The organism is Rosenbergiella sp. YN46 (assembly GCF_036620675.1).
Taxonomy (GTDB): Bacteria; Pseudomonadota; Gammaproteobacteria; order Enterobacterales; family Enterobacteriaceae; genus Jejubacter.
In genome coordinates this window covers 18,636-42,365 of the sequence record NZ_JAZHEE010000022.1, presented here as the reverse complement: position 1 = coordinate 42,365, position 23,730 = coordinate 18,636, and the positions used below count along the sequence as shown (strand labels likewise).

At 50.4% G+C, this 23,730-nt stretch carries 24 protein-coding genes; 13 read left to right on the top strand and 11 right to left on the bottom strand.

Translation table 11 applies throughout. The features are described 5' to 3' along the window. Nucleotides 1-6: 6 nt before the first annotated feature. Complete coding sequence (locus V3W49_RS15250) at nt 7-426, top strand: F0F1 ATP synthase subunit epsilon (RefSeq protein ID WP_500146621.1); 420 nt, start codon at nt 7-9, stop codon at nt 424-426. Between the two features lie 101 nt (nt 427-527). Here V3W49_RS15250 and V3W49_RS15245 read toward each other — a convergent pair whose 3' ends face one another. Next, a complete protein-coding gene (locus tag V3W49_RS15245) occupies nt 528-881 on the bottom strand; it encodes a T6SS amidase immunity protein Tai4 family protein (protein ID WP_500146620.1) in 354 nt (117 codons plus the stop codon). Continuing rightward, nucleotides 866-1,138 (bottom strand): T6SS effector amidase Tae4 family protein, encoded by a 273-nt coding sequence (locus V3W49_RS15240; RefSeq protein ID WP_500146660.1) that lies wholly within the window; start codon nt 1,136-1,138, stop codon nt 866-868. Before V3W49_RS15240 ends, V3W49_RS15245 begins: the two co-directional genes overlap by 16 nt. A gap of 495 nt (nt 1,139-1,633) precedes the next feature. Between V3W49_RS15240 and glmU the strand changes: the two genes are divergently transcribed. Next, nucleotides 1,634-3,004 carry a bifunctional UDP-N-acetylglucosamine diphosphorylase/glucosamine-1-phosphate N-acetyltransferase GlmU gene (gene glmU / locus V3W49_RS15235; protein WP_500146619.1) on the top strand — a complete coding sequence of 457 codons (1,371 nt, stop codon included), beginning with the start codon at nt 1,634-1,636 and terminating at the stop codon, nt 3,002-3,004. Between the two features lie 145 nt (nt 3,005-3,149). Next, nucleotides 3,150-4,979 (top strand): glutamine--fructose-6-phosphate transaminase (isomerizing), encoded by a 1,830-nt coding sequence (glmS, locus tag V3W49_RS15230; RefSeq protein ID WP_500146617.1) that lies wholly within the window; start codon nt 3,150-3,152, stop codon nt 4,977-4,979. A gap of 45 nt (nt 4,980-5,024) precedes the next feature. Here the strand turns inward: glmS and V3W49_RS15225 are convergent, their stop codons facing one another. Further along, a complete protein-coding gene (locus V3W49_RS15225) occupies nt 5,025-5,477 on the bottom strand; it encodes a hypothetical protein (protein WP_500146615.1) in 453 nt (150 codons plus the stop codon). A 261-nt stretch (nt 5,478-5,738) separates the two neighbouring features. Between V3W49_RS15225 and pstS the strand changes: the two genes are divergently transcribed. The 9 genes from pstS (at nt 5,739) to V3W49_RS15180 (ending at nt 15,617) form a co-directional block, all read left to right on the top strand. Then, the gene (gene pstS, locus V3W49_RS15220) at nt 5,739-6,782 is read left to right on the top strand and encodes a phosphate ABC transporter substrate-binding protein PstS (protein ID WP_500146614.1); all 1,044 of its coding nucleotides are present in this window, start codon (nt 5,739-5,741) and stop codon (nt 6,780-6,782) included. Between the two features lie 56 nt (nt 6,783-6,838). Next, nucleotides 6,839-7,798 (top strand): phosphate ABC transporter permease PstC, encoded by a 960-nt coding sequence (gene pstC, locus V3W49_RS15215; protein WP_500146612.1) that lies wholly within the window; start codon nt 6,839-6,841, stop codon nt 7,796-7,798. Further along, nucleotides 7,798-8,688, top strand: coding sequence for a phosphate ABC transporter permease PstA (pstA, locus tag V3W49_RS15210; protein WP_500146610.1), 891 nt, complete (start codon nt 7,798-7,800; stop codon nt 8,686-8,688). Before pstC ends, pstA begins: the two co-directional genes overlap by 1 nt. 48 nt (nt 8,689-8,736) lie before the next feature. Then, entirely contained in the window at nt 8,737-9,510 is a 774-nt protein-coding gene (pstB, locus tag V3W49_RS15205) for a phosphate ABC transporter ATP-binding protein PstB (RefSeq protein WP_500146608.1), read from the top strand. Between the two features lie 15 nt (nt 9,511-9,525). Continuing rightward, nucleotides 9,526-10,251: a phosphate signaling complex protein PhoU gene (gene phoU / locus V3W49_RS15200; RefSeq protein ID WP_154775945.1), complete on the top strand. Its 726-nt coding sequence runs from the start codon at nt 9,526-9,528 to the stop codon at nt 10,249-10,251. 584 nt (nt 10,252-10,835) lie between these two features. Continuing rightward, a complete protein-coding gene (locus V3W49_RS15195) occupies nt 10,836-12,539 on the top strand; it encodes a bifunctional lysophospholipid acyltransferase family protein/GNAT family N-acetyltransferase (RefSeq protein WP_500146606.1) in 1,704 nt (567 codons plus the stop codon). A 70-nt stretch (nt 12,540-12,609) separates the two neighbouring features. Next, nucleotides 12,610-13,575, top strand: a complete 966-nt coding sequence (locus V3W49_RS15190; RefSeq protein ID WP_500146604.1) for an HlyD family secretion protein — start codon at nt 12,610-12,612, stop codon at nt 13,573-13,575. Further along, a complete protein-coding gene (locus V3W49_RS15185) occupies nt 13,568-14,491 on the top strand; it encodes an ABC transporter ATP-binding protein (RefSeq protein WP_500146603.1) in 924 nt (307 codons plus the stop codon). The genes V3W49_RS15190 and V3W49_RS15185 overlap by 8 nt, the downstream gene beginning before the upstream one ends. Beyond that, the gene (locus tag V3W49_RS15180) at nt 14,472-15,617 is read left to right on the top strand and encodes an ABC transporter permease (protein WP_500146659.1); all 1,146 of its coding nucleotides are present in this window, start codon (nt 14,472-14,474) and stop codon (nt 15,615-15,617) included. Before V3W49_RS15185 ends, V3W49_RS15180 begins: the two co-directional genes overlap by 20 nt. Before the next feature lie 37 nt (nt 15,618-15,654). On the opposite strand, the gene yieH is transcribed toward V3W49_RS15180, so the two are convergent. Continuing rightward, nucleotides 15,655-16,320 carry a 6-phosphogluconate phosphatase gene (gene yieH / locus V3W49_RS15175; RefSeq protein ID WP_500146601.1) on the bottom strand — a complete coding sequence of 222 codons (666 nt, stop codon included), beginning with the start codon at nt 16,318-16,320 and terminating at the stop codon, nt 15,655-15,657. 159 nt (nt 16,321-16,479) lie between these two features. Here yieH and V3W49_RS15170 point away from each other — a divergent pair, with 159 nt between their 5' ends. Beyond that, nucleotides 16,480-17,811, top strand: coding sequence for an NCS2 family permease (locus tag V3W49_RS15170; protein ID WP_500146600.1), 1,332 nt, complete (start codon nt 16,480-16,482; stop codon nt 17,809-17,811). Between the two features lie 336 nt (nt 17,812-18,147). Here V3W49_RS15170 and V3W49_RS15165 read toward each other — a convergent pair whose 3' ends face one another. From V3W49_RS15165 to rpmH, 7 genes are all read right to left on the bottom strand, one after another. Then, nucleotides 18,148-18,720 (bottom strand): NADPH-dependent FMN reductase, encoded by a 573-nt coding sequence (locus V3W49_RS15165; protein ID WP_500146599.1) that lies wholly within the window; start codon nt 18,718-18,720, stop codon nt 18,148-18,150. A gap of 9 nt (nt 18,721-18,729) precedes the next feature. Continuing rightward, entirely contained in the window at nt 18,730-19,479 is a 750-nt protein-coding gene (locus V3W49_RS15160; protein WP_500146597.1) for a 4'-phosphopantetheinyl transferase family protein, read from the bottom strand. A gap of 207 nt (nt 19,480-19,686) precedes the next feature. Then, nucleotides 19,687-21,051 carry a tRNA uridine-5-carboxymethylaminomethyl(34) synthesis GTPase MnmE gene (mnmE, locus tag V3W49_RS15155; RefSeq protein WP_500146596.1) on the bottom strand — a complete coding sequence of 455 codons (1,365 nt, stop codon included), beginning with the start codon at nt 21,049-21,051 and terminating at the stop codon, nt 19,687-19,689. A gap of 68 nt (nt 21,052-21,119) precedes the next feature. Next, entirely contained in the window at nt 21,120-22,763 is a 1,644-nt protein-coding gene (gene yidC / locus V3W49_RS15150) for a membrane protein insertase YidC (protein ID WP_500146594.1), read from the bottom strand. Between the two features lie 2 nt (nt 22,764-22,765). Beyond that, nucleotides 22,766-23,023 carry a membrane protein insertion efficiency factor YidD gene (gene yidD / locus V3W49_RS15145; protein ID WP_138095065.1) on the bottom strand — a complete coding sequence of 86 codons (258 nt, stop codon included), beginning with the start codon at nt 23,021-23,023 and terminating at the stop codon, nt 22,766-22,768. Beyond that, complete coding sequence (rnpA, locus tag V3W49_RS15140) at nt 22,987-23,346, bottom strand: ribonuclease P protein component (protein ID WP_138095066.1); 360 nt, start codon at nt 23,344-23,346, stop codon at nt 22,987-22,989. Before rnpA ends, yidD begins: the two co-directional genes overlap by 37 nt. 13 nt (nt 23,347-23,359) lie before the next feature. Beyond that, nucleotides 23,360-23,503 carry a 50S ribosomal protein L34 gene (gene rpmH, locus V3W49_RS15135; protein WP_004906236.1) on the bottom strand — a complete coding sequence of 48 codons (144 nt, stop codon included), beginning with the start codon at nt 23,501-23,503 and terminating at the stop codon, nt 23,360-23,362. Nucleotides 23,504-23,730: the final 227 nt, after the last annotated feature.

The window sequence follows — 23,730 nt, the reverse complement described above, 5'->3', positions numbered from 1 at the left end:
GGTGATATGGCTATGACTTACCACCTGGATGTCGTCAGCGCAGAGCAGCAGATGTTCTCTGGTCTGGTTGAGAAAATCCAGGTTACAGGCAGCGAAGGCGAACTGGGGATTTACCCGGGCCACGCGCCGCTGCTTACCGCCATTAAGCCTGGTATGATCCGCATCGTGAAACAGCACGGCCACGAAGAGTTTATCTACCTCTCCGGCGGCATCCTGGAAGTACAGCCCGGCGCCGTAACGGTGCTGGCTGACACCGCGATCCGCGGTCAGGATCTCGATGAGGCGCGGGCGATGGAGTCTAAGCGTAAAGCAGAAGAGCATATCCGTAATTCGCACGGCGACGTCGATTACGCGCAGGCTTCTGCCGAACTGTCTAAGGCCATCGCGAAATTGCGTGTTATTGAGCTGACCAAAAAAGCGATGTGACTCAGGCTTGAAAAGTAAAACGCCAGTCAGGGCAACCCGGCTGGCGTTTTTTATTGATATCTGTCACCGTCAAAACCATCGTGCAGTAAGGATGTATAGTATTAATGCGCGTATTTCTGCGCTATCTGCTTAAGCTCTGTGCTTCTTGATACATCAATGCATTTCATGACGATAAATTCAGAGTTCTCATTTTTACCGACATATTTTTTCGCAAGATACTCTTTAACGAGTTTATTCGTTTCTTCATAGGCTTCGGCGGGATATGAGCCCAGCTCAACATACGCCCCTACGGCTGAAAGCGCATCTTCCTTCACCGCCTTATCTGTGAATCCCTTTGCAAGGCAGGTACTCAGCGCGAAATTTGCTAAATTATATGGTTGTGCACTGTTGCTGGTATCTTTTGCCAGCGCGGGAAAAGTAAATAGCATTGTCATCATGACTACTTTAATGTCCATAACTGAACTCCACTCGATTGCGGAAAATAACATTTATCAGAGCATTTTTTACCATCCCAGAGAGTAACATGCCCCGTTGCATCACTCCAGCCTGTAACATTGAATAACAGAATGCCTTTTTTACCGTCAAAGCCACTGGATATATCTGCTTTACCAAATTTAGAATTTAGAAATTTAATCATATCGCTTACCCGGTATATATACCATTTCTTATCTGCACCAGATGATGTTTTCCATCTGTTTTCATCTCTGGGAATGATAATTCCTGAATAATTAATGGCATAGCTTATGCGGATTGCGCAAGCATATTTCGAATATACGGTCGTTTATATTACTCTCGACTTTGCCTCCAACAACTTTTCCAACCTGAGGTACGCTTCTATTAACCTTCGCAAAGTTATCCCACATCCTGATAAAGCTGGGTCTGCTTGTCATATTTAAGGTCCCTTTATGTGATAATTGTAACAGTAAGAAATAATTGAAACCCCTGAAATGGTGATTTTAGGATTAGAGCCTTTCTTTTTATTTTATGGCTAAAAATAATATATAAAACAGAGGGATAAATAATTTTTCGCCTATGTATGAGTGAAAGCCGGGGGATTTTCCTCATCAGAGACCATTCTGAGGGCATAATGGAGTAAAATTATGCCGGGGCGGATGCTTTTTCCGCAGTTCGTTTTTTGGTGAAAAATATGTAGAATTTTCAAAGCTAAACCGCTTTACTTTTTTCACTCAACATATTCAGGATGCGTATGTCACATAATGCGATGAGCGTAGTGATCCTTGCCGCAGGCAAAGGTACTCGCATGTATTCCGATCTCCCCAAGGTGCTGCATACCCTTGCGGGTAAGCCGATGGTGCAGCATGTCATTGATGCAGCCAGCGAACTGGGGGCGCGTCAGATTCACCTGGTTTATGGTCACGGCGGTGATTTACTGAAGCAGACGCTGAAGAACGATGCGCTGAACTGGGTGTTGCAGGCCGAGCAATTGGGAACCGGTCATGCCATGCAGCAGGCGGCGCTGTTTTTCGCTGATGATGAAGATATCCTGATGCTTTACGGCGACGTGCCGCTGATTTCAGTGGAAACCCTGGCGCGCCTGCGTGAAGCGAAGCCACAGGGCGGCATTGGCCTGTTGACCGTAGAACTGGCCAATCCCACTGGCTATGGTCGCATCACCCGGGAAAATGGTCGGGTGACAGGTATCGTCGAACATAAAGACGCCAGCGAGGCCCAGCGCCAGATAAATGAGATCAATACCGGCATTCTGGTGGCAGGGGGCGCCGACCTGAAGCGCTGGCTGGGACAACTGGATAACAACAATGCCCAGGGCGAATTCTATATTACCGATATCATCGCCATGGCTTATCAGGAAGGTCGCGAGATTGCCGCGGTTCATCCGCAGCGTCTGAGTGAAGTGGAAGGCGTTAATAACAGACTGCAGCTTTCCAGGCTGGAGCGGGTTTATCAGGCTGAGCAGGCGGAAAAGCTGCTGCTGGCGGGCGTGATGTTGCGCGATCCCCAGCGTTTCGATCTGCGCGGCAGTTTGACCCATGGCCGTGATATCGAGATCGATGCTAATGTGATTCTGGAAGGCCAGGTTACGCTGGGCGATCGGGTTAAAATTGGTGCCGGTTGTGTGATTAAAAACAGCATCATTGGCGATAACTGCGAAATTAGTCCCTATACCGTGGTAGAAGATGCCCATCTGGAGGCCGACTGTACCATTGGGCCGTTCGCGCGTTTGCGCCCAGGCGCCGAGCTGGCGGAAGGCGCCCACGTGGGGAATTTCGTCGAAATGAAAAAAGCGCGACTGGGTAAAGGTTCTAAAGCCGGGCATTTGTCCTATCTCGGAGATGCCGAGATAGGTGATAACGTAAATATTGGCGCCGGAACCATCACCTGCAACTATGATGGCGCTAACAAACATAAGACCCTGATTGGCGACGACGTTTTTGTGGGGTCCGATACCCAACTGGTAGCGCCGGTCAGCGTGGCGCGCGGTGCGACGATCGGTGCGGGCACCACCGTGACGCGCGATATCCAGGAAAACGAGCTGGTCATCAGCCGGGTGAAGCAGACTCATATTCAGGGCTGGCAGCGTCCGGTGAAGAAAAAATAATTTTTGCCCCTCTCCTTCCGGGAGAGGGGGAGCAGTGCTTATAAAAATAACCCCACTCTCTACAAAGGCTCGGGGGCCGGGAAAACCGGAATAACAGGTCAGCGACAACGCAGGCGGAAACGCCTTGATCTAAGGAATCAATACGATGTGTGGAATTGTTGGCGCGGTCGCGCAACGTGATATTGCAGAAATTCTTCTCGAAGGGCTACGCCGTCTGGAATACCGGGGCTATGACTCCGCCGGTCTGGCAGTGGTCGACGCACAGGGGAATATGACCCGTCTGCGTCGTCTGGGGAAGGTTCAGGCGCTGGCGCAGGCTGCTGAAGAGCACCCGTTGCATGGCGGCACGGGTATTGCGCATACCCGTTGGGCGACCCACGGCGAACCGTCTGAAGTGAATGCTCACCCGCATGTCTCCGGGCATATCGCGGTGGTACACAATGGCATTATCGAAAACTATGAGCCGCTGCGTGAAACCCTGAAAGCGCGAGGCTATCAGTTTATCTCCCAGACTGATACCGAAGTTATCGCTCATCTGGTTCACTGGGAAATGGAACAGGGCGGCAGTCTGCGTGAAGCGGTGCTGCGCGCCATACCTCAGTTGCGCGGCGCTTACGGCACCGTGATTATGGATACCCGTAATCCGGACACCCTGCTGGCGGCCCGCTCGGGTAGCCCGCTGGTGATTGGTCTGGGCGTTGGTGAAAACTTTATCGCCTCCGATCAGTTGGCTCTGCTGCCGGTAACCCGCCGTTTTATGTTCCTGGAAGAGGGCGATATCGCGGAAGTAACCCGTCGCAGCATCACCGTTTTTGATCGTTCCGGCGAGCCGGTCACGCGTGAAGAGGTGGAGTCGAATCTGCAGTATGATGCCGGCGATAAGGGCGGCTATCGTCACTATATGCAGAAAGAGATCTACGAGCAGCCGAACGCTATTAAGAGCACCCTGACCGGACGTATCAGTCACGGTACTGTGGATCTGAGTGAACTGGGCCCGAACAGCGACGAACTGCTGTCAAAGGTTGAGCATATCCAGATAGTAGCCTGTGGTACCTCCTACAACTCCGGAATGGTGTCCCGCTACTGGTTTGAAGCCATGGCTGGCGTTCCCTGCGATGTGGAGATCGCTTCTGAATTCCGCTATCGCAAGTCAGCGGTGCGCCGTAACAGCCTGATTATCACCCTCTCCCAGTCCGGTGAAACCGCCGATACGCTGGCGGCGCTGCGTCTGGCGAAAGAGCTTGGGTACCTGGGCTCGCTGGCTATCTGTAACGTGCCGGGTTCTTCGCTGGTGCGTGAATCCGATCTGGCGCTGATGACCAAAGCGGGCACTGAAATCGGCGTGGCTTCCACCAAAGCCTTTACTACCCAACTGACCGTGCTGCTGATGCTGGTGGCGAAAATAGGTCGTCTGAAAGGCGTGGATCCAAATGTCGAGCACAATATCGTGCATGCACTGCAGACTCTGCCCAGCCGTATCGAGCAGATGCTGGCTCAGGACAAGCGTATTGAAGCTCTGGCGGAAGACTTCTCTGATAAGCACCATGCGCTGTTCCTGGGGCGTGGCGATCAGTACCCCATCGCGCTGGAAGGGGCACTGAAGCTTAAAGAGATCTCCTATATTCACGCCGAAGCCTATGCCGCCGGTGAGCTGAAGCATGGCCCGCTGGCGCTGATCGATGCTGATATGCCGGTTATCGTGGTTGCACCGAATAACGACCTGCTGGAGAAACTGAAGTCCAATATCGAAGAGGTGCGTGCCCGTGGCGGCCATCTCTACGTGTTTGCCGATGAGGCAGCTGGCTTTGTAGACAGCGAAACCATGCACATCATTCAGATGCCGCATGTGGAAGAGGAGATTGCGCCTATCTTCTATACCGTTCCGCTACAGCTGCTGTCCTACCATGTGGCACTGATTAAAGGCACTGATGTGGACCAGCCGCGAAACCTGGCGAAGTCGGTTACGGTAGAATAATTGGTTATCGTCTATGAAAAACCCGCCGCGACTGGCGGGTTTTTTTTACTTTATTTTGCTACTCAACTGACTGATTTCCTGTTTCAGCGAGCCTATTTCACGCGCGTTGCTCTCCTGATTGCGCTTTAAGGCGTCGTTTTCCCGGGAAAGATCGTCTATTTTCTTGCTAAGGTTGCTGGTCTCTTTTTTCATCTCATCCAGCTGGCGTTTCATATTCTCGCCTGATTGCTTACCGGTATCCTCTATCTGGCGCTTTAATTCATCCCGATCGCGTTTCAGCTGCTCCACATCGCTTTGGGTCTGCTTTAATGACTCTATGCTCGGGTTATCGGTAGTATTTAAGTGGATGACGCCATTGATGTCGGGGCTGCCGTCGGAGGTTACCAGCCGCGCACCGGTGGATGAAAACCCTGAGAATTGCAGGTTGTCTCCGGCACTGGCGTAAAGTGGAACCATCAGGCAGAGCATGCCGGCTCCGATGAGAAATGATTTAACCATCTGTTACCCCTTCTTTTTCTGTGGATAACGAAAAGTATAAATTCAAACTGTGGCGTTTTTAGGGAGACTTTATGGAATTATCTATGCCTGTCTCACCCACTCCAGCCTGCCTGTTGTCATAAAACTGTCATAATTAGTACATGTTGCTGTCACCAAACTGTCCTATTTTGTCCATGCAGTCACATGAGAGCCTGGCGTGGACGATGAGGCAATGAGCACAGGCTTCTTACACAGCAAATGATGACCCCTGCAGGAGACACTATGAACGTAATGCGTACCACCGTCGCTACTGTTGTCGCCGCGACCTTCTCTCTGAGCGCGTTTTCCGCTTTTGCAGCGGCAAGCCTGACTGGCGCGGGCGCCACCTTTCCTGCTCCGGTGTATGCCAAATGGGCCGACAGCTATCAGAAATCTACGGGAAATAAAGTTAACTATCAGGGGATTGGCTCCTCTGGCGGTGTAAAACAGATCATCGCCCATACCGTTGATTTCGGCGCTTCCGACGCCCCTCTCTCCGATGAAAAGCTGCAAAACGGTGGTCTGTTCCAGTTCCCGACCGTGATTGGCGGGGTGGTGATGGCGGTTAATCTGCCAGGCGTTAAGTCTGGCGAGCTGACGCTGGATGGCAAAACCCTGGGCGATATCTATCTGGGCAAAGTTAAGAAGTGGAATGATCCGGCGATTGCCAAACTGAACCCGGGGATTAAGCTGCCTGAGCAGAACATTGCCGTGGTGCGTCGCGCCGACGGTTCCGGCACTTCCTATGTCTTTACCAGTTATCTGTCTAAAGTGAATGAAGAGTGGAAGTCGAAAGTCGGCGCCGGGACTACCGTGAAGTGGCCGACGGGGCTGGGCGGCAAAGGCAACGATGGCATCGCCGCCTTTGTTCAGCGTCTGCCGGGTGCTATCGGCTTTGTTGAGTATGCTTACGCCAAGCAGAACAAACTGGCCTATACCAGACTGATTTCAGGCAGCGGACAGCCGGTCAGCCCGACAGAAGAGAGCTTCTCTAAAGCTGCTGAAAGCGCGGACTGGAGCAAAACCTTTGCTCAGGATCTGACCAACCAAAGCGCTGAAGGAGCATGGCCGATCTCTTCCGCCACCTTTATTCTGGTACATAAGGATCAGAAGAAGCCAGAGCAGGGCACCGAAGTACTGAAGTTCTTCGACTGGGCCTACAAAAATGGCGGCGATGAAGCTAAAAAGCTGGATTATGCCACCCTGCCGGAAAGCGTGGTTGAACAGATTCGCGCCGCGTGGAAAACCAGCGTTAAGGACAGCAGCGGTAACCCGTTGTATAAATAAGCCTTTCCAGAAGGCCGGGTCGCCGGCCTTCAATACTGATTAAGTTGAGTGAGTTTATGGCAGCAAGCAGGCCTGCATTTACACCTCCTGGCAAAAAGGGCGACATTCTGTTCGGCGCGCTGGTAAAACTGGCTGCGCTGATTGTCCTGTTTCTGCTGGGTGGAATTATCGTCTCCCTGATAGTCTCTTCCTGGCCGAGCATTGAAAAGTTCGGTTTCAGCTTCCTGTGGTCTAAAGAGTGGGATGCGCCCAACGATACCTTCGGTGCGCTGGTGCCGATTTATGGCACTCTGGTAACGTCGGCCATCGCGCTGATTATCGCTGTGCCGGTAAGTTTTGGTATTGCGCTGTTTCTGACTGAACTGGCTCCCGGCTGGCTGCGACGTCCGCTGGGTATCGCCATTGAACTGCTGGCGGCGATTCCCAGTATCGTTTACGGCATGTGGGGGTTATTTGTCTTCGCTCCACTGTTCGCCACTTACTTTCAGGAGCCGGTCGGCAACGTGCTGTCATCGATCCCTATTGTCGGTGAGCTGTTCTCTGGCCCGGCTTTCGGGATCGGGATCCTGGCGGCAGGCATTATTCTTGCCATTATGATCATCCCCTATATCGCTTCGGTGATGCGCGACGTGTTTGAGCAGACGCCGGTGATGATGAAGGAATCTGCCTACGGTATCGGCTGCACTACCTGGGAAGTTATCTGGCGTATCGTTCTACCGTTCACCAAAAATGGGGTGATTGGCGGCGTGATGCTGGGGCTGGGTCGCGCGTTGGGCGAAACCATGGCAGTGACCTTTATTATCGGTAATACCTACCAGCTTGATAGCGCTTCACTCTATATGCCAGGCAACAGCATTACTTCGGCGCTGGCGAATGAGTTCGCCGAAGCGGAATCCGGTCTGCATACCGCAGCACTCATGGAGCTGGGGCTTATTCTGTTTGTGATTACCTTTATCGTGCTGGCTGTCTCCAGGCTGATGATTCGCCGACTGGCTAAGAATGAGGGGGCACGCTAATGGCTACCATGGAACTACAAACGGCGGCGACCCTGGCGGAATCGCGTCGCAAAATGCAGGCGAGACGCCGTCTGAAGAACCGTATCGCGCTGACGCTGTCGATGGCGACGATGGCATTCGGCCTGTTCTGGCTGATCTGGATTCTGTTCGCTACGGTGGCGCGTGGCATCGACGGTATGTCGCTGTCGCTGTTTACTGAAATGACGCCGCCGCCTAACTCTGAAGGGGGCGGTCTGGCGAACGCCCTGGTCGGCAGCGGGTTGCTTATCGTGTGGGCCACCGTCTTCGGCACGCCGCTGGGTATTATGGCGGGCATCTATCTGGCTGAGTATGGCCGTAAGTCGTGGCTTGCAGAGGTGATTCGCTTTATCAACGATATTCTGCTGTCGGCTCCTTCCATCGTGGTTGGTCTGTTCGTCTATACCATCGTGGTGGCCCGGATGCAGCACTTCTCTGGCTGGGCCGGGGTGATAGCACTGGCGCTGCTACAGGTGCCTATTGTGATTCGCACCACGGAAAATATGCTCAAGCTGGTACCGGACAGTTTACGTGAGGCCGCTTATGCGCTTGGTACGCCGAAGTGGAAGATGATTTCGGCTATTACCCTGAAAGCGTCCGTATCCGGAATTATTACCGGTGTGCTACTGGCAGTGGCACGTATCGCAGGTGAAACGGCACCACTGCTGTTTACTTCGCTCTCCAACCAGTTCTGGAGCACCGATATGATGCAGCCGATAGCCAACCTGCCGGTCACTATCTTTAAGTTCGCCATGAGTCCCTTCGCCGGATGGCAGGAACTGGCCTGGGCCGGAGTATTGATCATCACACTGTGCGTTCTGTTGCTGAATATTGTGGCGCGCGTGCTGTTTGCGAAACGTAAACACGGTTAATAAGTACGGCGTGGCTGCTGGCGGCGCCGGATGAGGAAAGAGAAGCTAATGAGTATGGTTGAAACCACCCCGGGTAAGATTCAGGTTCGTGATTTGAACTTCTGGTACGGGAAATTCCATGCCCTGAAGGATATCAGTCTGGATATCGCTAAAAATCAGGTAACGGCCTTTATTGGCCCTTCCGGCTGCGGGAAATCGACGCTGCTGCGAACCTTCAACAAGATGTTCGCACTCTACCCTGAACAGCGCGCGGAAGGTGAAATTTTACTGGATGGCGAAAATATTCTGACCCAGAGCCAGGACATTGCCCTGCTACGCGCGAAAGTTGGTATGGTGTTCCAGAAACCCACGCCATTCCCGATGTCGATTTACGATAACATCGCTTTCGGCGTGCGCCTGTTTGAAAAACTGTCGCGAGCCGATATGGACGAACGCGTACAGTGGGCGCTGACTAAAGCAGCGCTGTGGAATGAAACCAGGGATAAGCTCCATCAGAGCGGTTATTCGCTGTCTGGCGGTCAGCAGCAGCGTCTGTGTATCGCCCGTGGTATTGCGATTCGCCCCGACGTTTTGCTGTTGGATGAGCCATGCTCAGCGCTGGATCCCATCTCCACCGGGCGTATTGAGGAGCTTATTACCGAACTGAAGCAAGACTACACCGTGGTGATTGTTACCCATAATATGCAGCAGGCAGCGCGCTGTTCGGATCACACTGCGTTTATGTACCTCGGCGAGCTGATCGAATTCAGCGACACGGATTCTCTGTTTACCACGCCGAAGAAGAAACAGACCGAAGACTACATTACCGGGCGTTACGGCTGACCGTGGGAGAAACAGATGGATAATCTCAACCTTAATAAGCACATTTCCGGCCAGTTCAACGCTGAACTGGAACATATTCGTACTCAGATTATGACCATGGGCGGGCTGGTGGAGCAGCAACTGACCGACGCCATCACCGCCATGCATAACCAGGACGCCGAACTGGCACAGCGGGTTATCGAAGGCGATAAAAAGGTCAATATGATGGAGGTGGAGATTGACGAAGCCTGCGTGCGCATTATCGCCAAGCGCCAGCCCACAGCCAGTGACCTGCGTCTGGTGATGGCTATCATCAAAACCATTTCCGAACTGGAACGCATAGGCGATGTGGCGGATAAGATCTGCCGTACGGCGCTGGAGAAGTTTTCTCGCCAGCACCAGCCGCTGCTGGTGAGTCTGGAGTCGCTGGGCCGCCACACGGTGCAGATGCTGCATGATGTGCTGGATGCCTTCGCCCGCATGGATATCGATGAAGCGGTACGCATCTACCGGGAAGATAAGAAGGTCGATCAGGAGTATGAAGGCATAGTCCGCCAGTTGATGACCCATATGATGGAGGACACGCGCACCATTCCGAGCGTATTGACTGCGCTGTTCTGCGCCCGCTCCATTGAGCGAATTGGCGATCGCTGCCAGAACATTTGCGAATTTATCTTCTACTTCGTTAAAGGCCAGGACTTCCGTCACGTGGGGGGCGATGAACTGGATAAGCTGCTGGCTGGCAGCGATCCTAAGGAATAGCACGGGCTAATTCACTGATGCCATCGCCGAATTATGATGGCATCATTATTTTTCTGATAGCGGCGCTGAGATATATTTCACTGTAAATTTCTAAATCCCAGCGTTATCATCCATAATCTTACCGCAGCTTCTGTCATATAGCTGTTATTCTTCGGTTTATAACACCGTATCAAATGAATTTCCTTTTGTCTGAATTATGTCCCTGTACTGTATAGGGGTTGAAAAAATAAACTGCTTTATTATTTTTATAAAACAGACGATATCAATATGATAACTGCTATTGATTATCATCACACCTGATTAATCACTTATTGATTTTTAGCGTTTTTTTTATCAATGGCTTTCTTTCCTTTTTATTTATTCTGGTTTTTTGACGGTTATTATTCCATTTTGTATGTTTTTTTTGGTTTTTTATATTTTATGATGGGCGGTGTTCTTGGATTTATGAGGTTGCTCCTCGTTATGTGAAGTGCTAACCTCTGAACGATATATTGTTTTTATATATTAAAGTTGTCACAGCAATCGTCATAATTATGAATGTAAAATAATTCTTCGTTTTTTATTAAAGAGAGTTTTGCTCATTTATGGATATTATTGACCGTCTTATTAATGAATTTTTCCCTGAGCGCCAGGTACCATTGATTCAAAAAAAATTATTTAAATGGGCTTTAGGCGAAAAACTTTTTTCTCCATTTTTAAATGATATCAATGACAGGTGGGGCTTAGAATATGTATATGCCGCTGCAAAAAAACTAAATTTGCAGATAAATGTTAACTGCTATGATTATGATAACATTCCGGCAACAGGGCCTGTTGTTATCGTATCAAACCACCCCTCACTGGTTGATGGGCTTGCTCTGGTCAGTACTGTCTCGGTAGTAAGAAAAGATATAAAAATCATCGCTAATCACCTGCTTCAGATCATGTTTCCAGCGATTGAAGGCAACTCTATCGGCATTCAAAATATGCATGGTAAGTTCGCTAAAAAACAGTTTAAAGAGATCAATGAACATTTGAAGAATGGCGGTGTGCTTATTATTTGTCCATCAGGTCGTCTGGCTAAAGCAACATTAACAGGAATTAAAGAGTCTCAGTGGTATACCGGATTTATTCAGTTTGCGGTCAGGGCTAATGCTTCATTAGTTCCGGTTTATATCTCGGGAAGAAATTCACTGCTATATTATTTGGTGGCTACTGTCTGGCGACAGCTTTCTAACATTATGTTCATGCGTGAATTACTTCGTCATAAAGATAAAAAGATACATCTTAAAATAGGGAAGCAAATAGATTTATCATCCGTTTATAATGATAAGAAAAATATTGATTGGATTTCTGATAATATCAGGGAGCATGTTTTAAGAATCGGAGAGGGGAAGAAAACGATTCTCCCTGAACTACCTCCCGTTGCTCTTCCTGAAGATCGCGTTAAATTATTCAAAGAACTTAATGAGGGTAAGAAGTTAAGAGTATTGAATGATGGAAAGATTCTTTTTCTTTATCAGTATCAAAAGGGTGGATATTCACCTGTTATTGCAGAACTTGGCCGCCTTCGGGAGTTGACTTACCGCTCCATTGGCGCCGGGACAAGGAATCGACGTGACAATGATATTTACGATAATGAATATTATCATATCATACTTTGGGACCCTGATGAACTTGAGATCGTGGGGGCCTACCGACTAATGCCTGCAGGTGTACAAATTGAAAGGAAAGGAATTGAGGGATTATATAGCAATAGCATTTTTAACTATCAGCAAGAGTTTATTCCAAAAATAAATGAGTGTATTGAGATTGGTAGGGGATTTATACAAAATAAATATCAAAGAACTGGAACGCTTGATGCGTTATGGAAAGGTATTTTTAGCTTTGTTATAAATTATCCCCAATGTAAGTATTTTCTGGGGGTGTTATCGATACCTCAATCATACCCAGAATATGCATGTAAGCTAATTGTGCATTTCTTTAATGTTTATTTTTACGATAGTGATAATGTCTGTGTGTCGCCTAATTATTATTCGGTAAATGATGAGGATATTACACGTGTTTTTTCTGGTGGTTGTTTTGAAGATGACTGGCAGGTGTTAAATAAAAAATTATGTGAGCTGGGCTGTGAACTTCCATGGCCATATAAACAGGCAGCAAAGTGGTATCAGCCCGGAGGCTCCCGGATTTTCTGTTTCACCGTGGATGATCATTTTAATTCTATTGCTGGGTTGAATTTTTGTGAGATTTCTAAGTTAAAAAAATCTTATTTCTCTCATTATATAGCCAAACAAAAGTTAGCATAATATTTTATTGTCCAGAATCACGGCGTGTGAATGAATCACATGCTTTTTAATTATATAGTATGTGTATATCATGATGTTAATCATAAAAAAACTGATGATTGCTTTAGTATTTTTTAGTCTGTGTGGATGCGATAATTCAGCTAATGACAGTTTATCAGGATTTGTTAGTGGTGACTTTGTATATCTATCGCATAATCAAACAGAGAAAGTGAAGGAGGTCTTTGTAGAAAAGGGAATGAGGGTTAAAAAGGGGCAACGCCTGGTTTTAATGGATCAGTTTATAACGGAAAATGCCAGGCATATCGCTGATAAAAATTATCAGGCCGAGCTGGCGCTGCTGAGAAACCTCCAGACCGGGGAACGGAGCGAGGAACTTGACATTATTCGTTCTCAGCTTGAACGGGCAAATTCGGCGGCGGATATGGCAAAGAATCAAATGAATAGATATCGGAAGCTCTATCAAACTCATGTAATATCGGGAGCTGACTGGGATGCAGCCAGAGACGATTACATTCAAAAAATGGCTCAGGTTAAAGAACTGACTTCTCAGTTAAAGGCAAAAAATCTCCCTGCGCGCAGTGAGCAGATCAAAAACCAGGAGTCCCGGGTAGAATCCGCCAGACTACAGTTAGATAAAGCACTCTGGGATGAGCAGCAAAACGTTATCACGGCTCCGATGGACGCGCTTGTCTACGATATTATTTATTTACCTGGCGAGCGACCTGTTGCCGGTCGCCCGGTAATGAGTTTATTGCCGCCAGAAAATATCAAAGTTCGTTTTTTTGTTCCTGAAAAAAAACTGGGTGCTCTTTCTTTAGGGCAGAAAGTCAGGTTGAGTTGCGATGGTTGTTCTAAATCTCTTTCGGGAAATATTAGTTATATCAGTGCTCAGGCCGAATATACGCCGCCAGTTATCTATAGTGCTTCCCGCCGCGAGAAATTATTATTTATGGCTGAAGCCAGGCCTGACCAGACAGCTTCATTAGCTTTGAAGGCTGGACAGCCTGTAGAGGTAGGGTTGGTCTTCAATGAGTGAGCTGTCCATTGATGTTGAAAATCTGAATAAATACTTTGGTGCTAACCATGCCGTTAAAGATTTTTCATTACAGGTAAAAAAAGGTGATATCTACGGGTTTCTCGGCCCTAATGGTAGTGGAAAAACTACTTCGATCCGGATGATGTGTGGCCTGATTACGCCTGACTCAGGAAGCGGACAATGCCTGGGGATGGATATTTTTACTCAACGCGAAGCCATAAAACAGCATATTGGTTATATGACTCAGCATTTTTCTATGTGGGGAAATTTAACGATAAGTGAAAATCTGCTGTTTATCTCCCGGCTATATGCGCTGGAAAATGCCAGGCAACGGGTTGCTCAAACGCTGGATTATCTGGGGTTGACATCCCGACAGCATCAGCTGGCGAAAGTCCTTTCTGGAGGATGGAAACAGCGTATGGCTCTGGCGGCATGTATGTTGCATCGTCCTTCGCTGTTATTTCTTGATGAGCCTACCGCCGGTGTTGATCCTAAGGCACGTCGGGAATTCTGGCATACGCTTCACCAGCTTTCGGATGAGGGGATTTCTATCCTTGTCAGTACGCATTATATGGATGAAGCCGAGCGCTGCCATAAAATCGCATATATTTCTTATGGAAATTTACTGGCCAATGGCACTATTCGGGAAATCATTAAAGCGCAGAATCTTATGACGCTACAGATTCGTGGAAAAGCACTTTCTGAACTGGAAATCCGTCTTCAGGCATTGAGTGAGGTTGAGCAGACGGTTATTTTTGGCAATGCGCTTTATGTTACTGCCAGAGAGGGAGGGGGATTGTTAAGCGCATTGCATCGTATTCTTCCTCTGGATTATGAAATTAACCCCGTGGAAACCAATCTTGAAGATGCTTTTACCTGGTTGATGAAAAATAATGATGAAAAGAACAATAATTAATTTTTCGCTCACGCGCTGGCTTGGTGTTTTAATTAAAGAATTTCATGAGTTACGACGTGATAAAGTTAGTGTGGCAATGGTTTTTTTAACGCCGCTTTTTCAGTTAATTATTCTTGGTTATGCTGTGAATATGGATCCGCATAAGATACCTACTGCGCTATTGAATTATGATGCAGAAAGGATGAGCCAGGTTTTTGTTACAGCAGCAAAAAATACGGATTACTTTTCTTTTATCCCCATGGCAACAGAGCAGGAAGCGAGAAATGCTTTTGTTCGTGGTGATGTTATATTTATTGTAACTATTCCTGAAGGGTTTACTAAAAAAATGCTTAGGGGTGAAAAACCTCAGCTTCTTATTCAGGGTGACGCTATTGATCCTATGACAATTGGGAACGCATTAAGCGCACTGGTTCAGTCGTCTAAAAATATGTATCAACGAGATCTTCCAGATGCTTTAAGATATGATAAGGCAGATGTCCAAGATAATTTTGAACTCGTTATTCATAGAATGTTTAACCCTGAGGGGATAACTCAATATAATACTATACCGGGTATCATTGGCTCTATATTGAGTACTACTCTTATTCTTATGACTGCGCTGGCAATTACGCGTGAAAGAGAAAGTGGGGCAATGGAAAATCTGTTAATCTCTCCAGTGACAGGGTTTGAAGTTATTTTGGGTAAAATAACACCGTATGTCATGATAGGTGTTTTTCAGTCATTGATGATTGTGATTTGCTCTGTGTTTTTATTCAAAATACCTTTGTCAGGCAGCATTTTTTTTCTTGTTTTTGTGTTGGTGTTGTACATTTTTTTATGTCTGGCCATTGGTATTAGCATTTCTGGTATGGCCAAAAGCCAGCTACAGGCATTGCAGATGTCTTCTTTCTATTTTATTCCTTCCGTTATGCTATCTGGTTTTATCAGTCCTTTTATCAGTATGCCTGTCTGGGCTCAGGTGATAGGTTCCTGCCTGCCTTTGACATATTTTATCCGATTAGTGAAAGGAGTGATGCTTAAAGGATATACTGTTATTGAGCTATTACCGGATTTGTTGTCATTACTGGGTCTGGCAGTTGTTATTATTTTTATCGCCCTGAAGACATATCGAAAAACGCTTGATTAGTGATATTTCCGGCCCTGCATTTACAGAGCCGTTTGGTTTAGTGACAAATATTCCATCCCCGGGCTTCCCACAGCGACGGTAGCTGCGCCAGGTCGGTAAAGGTGGTCACTTTCGGGTGATCTATGGGTTTATTGTGAGGATCGGCGCAGAAGTAGAAAACTTCCATACCGGCGGCGATACCGGCCTGGGCGCCCGCCATAGAGTCATCTACCAGGATGCAGCGCCGGACGTCCACTCCCATTACCTCCGCCGCGTGGAACATCATCGCCGGGTCTGGCTTCCAGCGTTGCAGATCGTAACCGCTGAATAAACGCTGCGGGAAGTGATGCAGCATGCCGGTTTTACCCAGCGAATGTTCCATTTTGCTGACCGGGCCGTTAGAGACCACGCACATGGGCAGACTGATGCTGTCCAGCAGGGATTGCGCGCCGGGAATGGCTTCCAGTTCGGCTTCAAACAGGCGAGCCACTTCGGCGCGATAGACTGGCTCCAGCGCTTCCCGGGTCAGGGCGGTGCCATGCTCCTGGTTAATGATGTCGATAATTTCGTAGAGCTTGACGCCCTTAAAGCGTTTAAAAACGGTTTCCAGATCCAGTTCAATACCGTAGCTGGCGAACATATGCACGTAGGCACGGGAACAGATGACTTCGCTGTCGACCAGCGTTCCGTCACAATCGAAAAATAGCGCTTCTATCTGAGACATGCTGTTTCCTGTAGGTAAGTGTTAAGGGGAATTGTGCCACGCAATCGATGCCGTATAAGCAACTTCAATGAAAAAAGTGCATATTTACCGTCAACCCGGCGCCATTTTGGTATAGGATAGCGGCGGATTTTTTCCCCTCTTAAAATTCGGTAACTGATAATGAGCCAACAACAGACTCCCCGTCCGGCGGAACAGGGACTTTTTGAGCGCGTGTTTAAATTACGCGATCACGGCACGACGGTACGCACCGAGGTGATAGCCGGTTTTACCACATTCCTGACCATGGTCTATATCGTTTTCGTCAATCCGCAGATTCTGGGGGCGGCGGGTATGGATACCCAGGCGGTATTCGTCACCACCTGCCTGATTGCTGCCTTCGGCAGTATCCTTATGGGCCTGTTTGCCAACCTGCCGGTTGCCCTGGCGCCTGCGATGGGGCTGAATGCCTTTTTCGCCTTCGTGGTGGTGGGGGCTATGGGGCTCTCCTGGCAGGTGGGCATGGGTGCTATTTTCTGGGGCGCCGTTGGGTTGCTGTTGCTGACGCTGTTCCGCGTCCGCTATTGGATGATAGCTAATATTCCGCTGGGGCTGAGAGTGGGGATTACCAGTGGTATTGGGCTGTTTATTGGCATGATGGGCCTGAAAAACGCCGGGATTATCGTCGCCAATCCGGAAACCCTGGTCGCCATTGGCGATCTCAGCTCTCACAGCGTGCTGTTGGGCGTTCTGGGTTTCTTTATCATTGCTATCCTGGCGTCGCGTAATATTCACGCAGCAGTACTTATTTCCATTGTAGTGACTACGCTGCTGGGACTGTGGTTTGGCGATGTGCACTACGGTGGCATGATCTCGATGCCGCCGGGAATCACTTCTGTGGTGGGCCAGGTGGATCTGTCCGGCGCGCTCGATCTGAGCCTGGCAGGCGTTATTTTCTCATTTATGCTGGTGAACCTGTTCGACTCTTCCGGCACTCTGATTGGCGTCACGGACAAAGCGGGACTGACCGACAGTCAGGGGAAATTCCCGCGAATGAAGCAGGCACTGTTTGTGGATAGCGTATCTTCGGTTGGTGGAGCCTTTATTGGTACCTCTTCGGTTACCGCATACATTGAATCCACCGCCGGGGTCTCTATTGGTGGACGTACCGGCCTGACGGCAGTGGTGGTCGGCATTCTGTTCCTGTTGGTTATCTTCCTGTCGCCGCTGGCGGGAATGGTGCCCGGTTACGCGGCCGCGGGCGCGCTGATTTACGTGGGGGTATTGATGACCTCCAGCCTGGCGCGGGTGAAGTGGGACGATCTGACGGAAGCGGTACCGGCTTTTATCACGGCAGTGATGATGCCCTTCAGTTTCTCCATTACTGAAGGGATCGCGTTGGGCTTTATCTCTTACTGCATTATGAAAGTCTTTACCGGCCGCTGGCGCGATCTTAGCCTGTGTGTGGTGGTTGTGGCGCTGCTTTTTATTCTTAAGATCGCTTTTGTAGACTGATTTTTAAGAAATAAAAACGCCAGCCTTCGGGCTGGCGTTTTGCTGGTCAAGCCAGTGCTGATTGTGGCGCAGTGTACCCGGCACCGACCAGAGCAGAATCATCGTCAGCGCAAGGGGACAGATCCTGAGCGGCCAGACGGCGCTAAAACCGAATCATTCTCCGTAATTTTTCCCCACAACGACGAAAGATAAAGCCCTTCAGCAAATAGAGATGAACCAGGTAGAAGACTTTGGTGCTGCATCAAAGGCAGCCAGTAGAGCCAGCCTAATGTCCAACGTCAGGTACAGAAACTCAAGCCAGATAAAAGCCCCCTGGTTCAGGGAGCGGAGGGAAGGTTATGCCTTAATGCTGACCCGGGCGATGTAGTTGGCAAATGCCGTCAGTTGGCTGCCAAGATGATCGCGGGTCGCCTGATCGATAACTTCGCCGCTTTCCGGATCGATTTTGTTCTGGATTACGCCGCCCATAAATTCGGGCTTATTCATTACTATTGCATCCAGGAAAACCAGAATCTGGCGCAGGTGATACTGGCAACGGGCACCGCCGATAACGCCCATTGAGCTGGTTTGAATCAGCACCGGTTTACCTGCCAGTGGCTGATCGGGCAGGCGGGAAAGCCAGTCGATGGCGTTTTTCAGGCCTCCGGGGACCGAATAGTTATATTCCGGGGTAACGATAACCAGACCATCCGCCAGACGGATTTGTTCAGCCAGGGCTTCTACCGTGGCAGGAAACCCTTGTTCCTCCTGAATATCGGCGTCATAGAGTGGGATGTCGGCAATTGAAGGCAAGGGATTCACCTCCATGTTAGACGGCGCCACCTGCGGCAGCGTGCGGGCCACCATCGCGTTAAAGGATCCCTTACGCAGGCTGCCCAGCAGCGTAACAACTTTCAGTTTTTCTGACATTGTGACTCCTTATGTCGCGGAAGTGTGAGATGAGTTAAAGGTTAGCGTTTTCTCCTTTTGATGGCAGGTAAATCGCATCATTCGGTTGATGGACTCGCCAGTGGTACGCTGTTCTTCAGCGATAGCCTGCCAGCCGTAACGGTTGTCCAGTTCCCAGAACTGCAATGTACCGACTTCTGGAGAGGCGGCCAGGCTCCATATCAGGATGTCTTCGGCGTCGCAAAGCGCCTCTATCCGGTGTTTGCCTTCAAGACGCATACGACCCGCGCCAGGCTGTAATTCTACCTCCATTCCTGATGGGCCCAGAAGTTTTCCTACACTTTTTCTTAGCGTCGTCAGCAGGATGCGGGCTTCAATGGGGTCACTCTGGTTGTTGATCCAGATGAGTTCGGTACGGGTAAAGTTTTCGCTTCTGGCGGGGCCTGGCAGACTGGTGCTGCGGCGTAGTGCCATATCCAGCCCGCACTCGCCGCTGGTGGAAAGCGCCACCCCTACCACATTTCCCGCGCAGGCCAGAGAGAACGAGACGGGGATATTATCGGCAAAAAACAGGCGTCCGCCGGGGCCGGGGATGATGGGCGGGAGTTGGGCCGTGCCGTAAAGCATAAACATTAGCTCGGCCAGTAATGCCCGGGTTGCCAGAAAGCGATTACGTCGGAAGGGCTGCATCTGTCTGGCCTGGGCGTGGCATTCCGCAGAAAGGCGGGTGGATATGGGGTAGCTTGGGTTGATGATCCCTCTTGCGAAATGCATGGCCATTTTTCACTCCGTGATGAATGGTATTAAGGAGTAATCGTAAGTGTTTTCTTGAAAAAAGACCTGAGATAACAGAATAAATCAGGAGAAAACCTTTTGCATTTAGTGCTATTGGCTGGTTTTTTTTCGTTCGAAAGTCAGATATGGGATAGCGGATGTATTCTGATACCTGAATCAGCGTCGGATCTTCGGAGCCGACGCTGATAGTGATTACTTACCAATACAGAAACTGGAAAAAATCCGGCCCAGCAGATCGTCAGAGGTGAACTCGCCGGTGATTTCGCTTAGCTGCTGCTGCGCCAGACGCAGCTCTTCAGCCAGCAGTTCACCTGCCCGGGCGCCCAGCAGTTGGGATTTCCCCTGCTGAAGATGCTGTGCCGCCAGCTCCAGCGCCTGAAGGTGGCGTCGGCGGGCCATAAAGCCGCCTTCCATCCGGGTATCAAAACCCATGCTCTGCTTCAGATGGTCGCGCAGCAGCGCCATTCCCTCGCCGGTTCGTGCTGAAAGGCGAATTAAGGTATGGTTTTGCATCTGGCTGGCGCCGATGGGTTCCCCCGTGACGTCAGCTTTGTTGCGCACCACCGTGACAGGCAGTTTTGTTGGCAGTCGGGCGATAAAATCTGGCCAGATTTGCGCCGGATCGGTCGCCTCTGTGGTGGTGCCATCCACCATAAACAGTACCCGATCCGCCTGCTCAATCTCCTGCCAGGCGCGCTCAATGCCGATACGCTCGACTTCATCGCTGGCGGCGCGCAGGCCAGCGGTATCGATAATATGGAGCGGCATACCGTCCAGATTGATCTGCTCGCGCAGGACGTCACGGGTGGTACCGGCGATGTCGGTAACGATCGCCGCTTCGCGTCCTGCCAGTGCGTTAAGCAGGCTTGATTTTCCGGCGTTAGGACGCCCGGCAATCACTACCTTCATCCCTTCACGCAGCAGGCTGCCCTGGCGTGCTTCGGCGCGCACGGCATCGAGATCGGTAATGACCTGGTTAAGCTGCGCTTCTATCTTCCCGTCGGAGAGAAAATCGATCTCTTCGTCGGGGAAGTCGATGGCGGCTTCGACGTAAATACGCAGATGGGTCAGCGCTTCCACCAGCGTATTCACCCGGGTGGAGAAAGCGCCCTGTAACGAGCCGACCGCGGAACGAGCCGCCTGTTCTGAACTGGCATCGATCAGGTCAGCAATGGCCTCGGCCTGTGCCAGATCCAGCTTGTCGTTCAGAAACGCGCGTTCGGAAAACTCGCCGGGACGGGCGATGCGCAAACCGGGCAACTGCAGAATGCGCTTTAACAGCAGGTCGAGGATGACCGGGCCGCCATGGCCCTGAAGTTCCAGCACATCCTCGCCGGTAAATGAATTCGGGCCGGGAAACCACAGCGCAATCCCCTGATCCAGCACGCTGCCGTCAACGTCGAGGAATGGTAGATAGTCGGCATAGCGCGGTTTCGGAAGCTTACCCAGTACCGCCTGAGCCACCTCGCGGGCATGTTGCCCGGAAATACGCAGAATACCTACCCCGCCGCGCCCCGGCGGGGTAGCCTGAGCAATGATAGTGTCGTTATGATTCATAAAATGGCTCTTAATAAAAAAGGCGGTCGTTAAGACCGCCTTCTGCATTTAGTTAGCTGAACCGCTTATCAGGTCTTTTTCTTGTCGCGGCTGTGCAGGCCACGTTTCTCAAGACCACGATAAATCAGCTGCTGCTGAATGATGGTCACCAGGTTACTGACGATATAGTACAGCACCAGACCGGACGGGAACCACAGGAAGAAGACCGTGAAGATGACCGGCATAAAGGTCATGATCTTCTGCTGCATCGGGTCGGTCACGGTAGTCGGCGACATCTTCTGAATGAAGAACATCGTCACGCCCATCAGAATCGGCAGAATGTAGTACGGGTCCTGGGCCGACAGGTCGTGAATCCACAGCGCGAACGGCGCATGGCGCAGCTCAACGGAGCCCATCAGCATGTAGTAGAGCGCCAGGAAGATAGGCATCTGGATAATCAGCGGGAAGCAGCCGCCCAGCGGGTTCACCTTCTCGGATTTATACAGCGCCATCATCTCCTGACTCATGCGCTGCTTGTCGTCACCAAGACGTTCGCGCATCGCCTGAATCTTCGGCTGCAGCATACGCATCTTCGCCATTGAGGTGTACTGTGCTTTGGTCAGCGGATACATGATACCGCGCACGATAAAGGTGATGACGATGATGGAGAAGCCCCAGTTGCCCAGGAAGCTATGGATCCACTTCAGCAGCTTAAACAGCGGCTGAGAGATGAACCACAACCAGCCGTAGTCTACGGTCAGATCCAGATGCGGGGCGACAGCAGCCATTTTGTCCTGAATTTCCGGGCCAACCCACAGAGTGCTGGAAATCTTACCGGTCTGACCCGGCTGAACCAGTACCGGCGAGGACTTATAACCTACGGCAGCAGTACCGTCCTGCAACTTGTTGGTATAGAAGTGGTTGTCGCCTTCGGTGCGGGGTACCCATGCAGTGGCAAAGTACTGCTGGAGCATCGCGACCCAGCCACCTTTGGAGTTCAGGTTCAGGTTTTCGCCGTCGGCGATGGTATCGAACTTGTACTTGGTGTACTTCTCGTCGCTGGTGGAGTAAGCCGCGCCGCGGAAGGTGTGCAGCGCGAAGTTGCTGCTGCCGGTATCACGGTGCTTCGGCAGATCGATGGTCTGCTTAAGCTGGCCGAAGCTTGAAAGCTCCAGTGGCTTCTGACTGGCGTTCTGCACGCTGTAGTCCACATTTACCGCAAACTCGCCACGCTTCAGAGTGAAGGTTTTGGTAAAAGTATTGCCTGCGGCATCGGTCCATGTCAGCGGAATCGCCAGTTCGTTCTGGCCGTCTGCCAGCGTAAAGCTGTCCTGAGCAGCATTATACAGCGGGCGATCGCCATTAGCCGGGTTATCCGGGCCGTCGCGACCGGTCAGGCCGCTCTGCGCCTGGTAAACGAACTGCGGAGTGGTTTCCAGCAGCTGGAAAGGTTCCTGAGAGCCCAGTTCCTTTGGATAAGTCAGCAGCAGCGCCTGTTCAACATCACCGCCGCGGGTGTTGATGGTCAGATCGAGGACGTCCGTTTTAACTGTAATCAGTTTTCCCTGGCCACTGGCCGGCACGCCCTGGTTTGCGGCGCTACCCTGGCTGTTCGTTGTCTGTGTGGTTTGAGTCTGCTGAGGCTGCGGGGCTTTGTCCTGCTCCCATGCCTGCCAGATCATAAAAGACACGAACAACAAAGCGATGATAAGGAGATTGCGTTGCGAATCCATCGTTAGTGTTCTCTGGTATCAAATGGTCCTGGCGGGACAGGATCGTCCCCACCGGGGTTCAAAGGGTGGCATTTTAATACGCGTTTTATCGTCAACCAACTGCCTTTTATCACTCCAAACCTGCGCAATGCCTCAATTCCGTAGTGCGAACAGGTTGGCGTGAACCGACAGTGCGGCCCGAGAAGCGGACTAATCAGGCGCTGATAGACCCTTATCAGGGCTATCAGGATTCGCGAGCCAGGCGACAATGGCGGCGCCATAACTTTTCCAGTGCTTCCGACAGCGCCCGATTATCGAGGTCGGCTACGCCCTTTTTCGCCACTATCACAAAATCCATCGGTGGAAGTTTATGCTGACGTAAGCGGAAGCTTTCGCGCACCAGGCGTTTAATCCGGTTGCGTTCATGCGCACGCTTAACGTTCTTTTTGGCGACGGTAAGACCGATACGGGGATGCCCCAGCGAATTCAGGCGGCCGAGGATGGTGATTTGCGGCGTGCCCGCACGGACTGGCTGCTGGAAGACGAAAGTGAAATGACCGGGAGTTAACAAACGTAACTCCCTGGGAAAAGCGAGCTTAACCACAGAGGGTTAGCTATTACTTAGAAGAAACGGTCAGACGAGCGCGGCCTTTAGCACGACGACGTGCCAGAACCTGACGACCATTTTTGGTTGCCATACGAGCACGGAAGCCGTGAGAACGGTTGCGCTTCAGTACAGACGGTTGAAAAGTGCGTTTCATGGCGATTTCTACCTAAACAATTAATATCACTGATCTTTTGCGTATGCCCGCACGGTAAGCGAACGACCAACGCCGAAGTCGTGGCGGATTCAAAGAGGCCGGATTGTAATAATTGTACACTCCGGAGTCAATTCACTTCCTTTATTTCTCTGGCCTTTTCTATATAAGGAAGAGCCCAGAAAAATCGGGGCGCTACGCACCGGGTGGAGAATTATACGGGGGACTCG

Excerpts from the sequence above, each read along its gene's own strand:
- V3W49_RS15165 (WP_500146599.1), bottom strand. The coding sequence starts at position 18,720 with ATGTCAGAAAAACTGAAAGTTGTTACGCTGCTGGGCAGCCTGCGTAAG.
- V3W49_RS15245 (WP_500146620.1), bottom strand. The coding sequence starts at position 881 with ATGGACATTAAAGTAGTCATGATGACAATGCTATTTACTTTTCCCGCG.
- pstS (WP_500146614.1), top strand. The coding sequence starts at position 5,739 with ATGAACGTAATGCGTACCACCGTCGCTACTGTTGTCGCCGCGACCTTC.
- glmU (WP_500146619.1), top strand. The coding sequence starts at position 1,634 with ATGTCACATAATGCGATGAGCGTAGTGATCCTTGCCGCAGGCAAAGGT.
- pstA (WP_500146610.1), top strand. The coding sequence starts at position 7,798 with ATGGCTACCATGGAACTACAAACGGCGGCGACCCTGGCGGAATCGCGT.
- V3W49_RS15170 (WP_500146600.1), top strand. The coding sequence starts at position 16,480 with ATGAGCCAACAACAGACTCCCCGTCCGGCGGAACAGGGACTTTTTGAG.
- pstB (WP_500146608.1), top strand. The coding sequence starts at position 8,737 with ATGAGTATGGTTGAAACCACCCCGGGTAAGATTCAGGTTCGTGATTTG.
- V3W49_RS15225 (WP_500146615.1), bottom strand. The coding sequence starts at position 5,477 with ATGGTTAAATCATTTCTCATCGGAGCCGGCATGCTCTGCCTGATGGTT.
- pstC (WP_500146612.1), top strand. The coding sequence starts at position 6,839 with ATGGCAGCAAGCAGGCCTGCATTTACACCTCCTGGCAAAAAGGGCGAC.
- phoU (WP_154775945.1), top strand. The coding sequence starts at position 9,526 with ATGGATAATCTCAACCTTAATAAGCACATTTCCGGCCAGTTCAACGCT.
- mnmE (WP_500146596.1), bottom strand. The coding sequence starts at position 21,051 with ATGAATCATAACGACACTATCATTGCTCAGGCTACCCCGCCGGGGCGC.
- glmS (WP_500146617.1), top strand. The coding sequence starts at position 3,150 with ATGTGTGGAATTGTTGGCGCGGTCGCGCAACGTGATATTGCAGAAATT.
- yieH (WP_500146601.1), bottom strand. The coding sequence starts at position 16,320 with ATGTCTCAGATAGAAGCGCTATTTTTCGATTGTGACGGAACGCTGGTC.
- V3W49_RS15250 (WP_500146621.1), top strand. The coding sequence starts at position 7 with ATGGCTATGACTTACCACCTGGATGTCGTCAGCGCAGAGCAGCAGATG.
- yidD (WP_138095065.1), bottom strand. The coding sequence starts at position 23,023 with ATGGCGCCGCCATTGTCGCCTGGCTCGCGAATCCTGATAGCCCTGATA.
- rpmH (WP_004906236.1), bottom strand. The coding sequence starts at position 23,503 with ATGAAACGCACTTTTCAACCGTCTGTACTGAAGCGCAACCGTTCTCAC.
- V3W49_RS15190 (WP_500146604.1), top strand. The coding sequence starts at position 12,610 with ATGATGTTAATCATAAAAAAACTGATGATTGCTTTAGTATTTTTTAGT.
- V3W49_RS15185 (WP_500146603.1), top strand. The coding sequence starts at position 13,568 with ATGAGTGAGCTGTCCATTGATGTTGAAAATCTGAATAAATACTTTGGT.
- yidC (WP_500146594.1), bottom strand. The coding sequence starts at position 22,763 with ATGGATTCGCAACGCAATCTCCTTATCATCGCTTTGTTGTTCGTGTCT.
- V3W49_RS15195 (WP_500146606.1), top strand. The coding sequence starts at position 10,836 with ATGGATATTATTGACCGTCTTATTAATGAATTTTTCCCTGAGCGCCAG.
- V3W49_RS15160 (WP_500146597.1), bottom strand. The coding sequence starts at position 19,479 with ATGGCCATGCATTTCGCAAGAGGGATCATCAACCCAAGCTACCCCATA.
- V3W49_RS15180 (WP_500146659.1), top strand. The coding sequence starts at position 14,472 with ATGAAAAGAACAATAATTAATTTTTCGCTCACGCGCTGGCTTGGTGTT.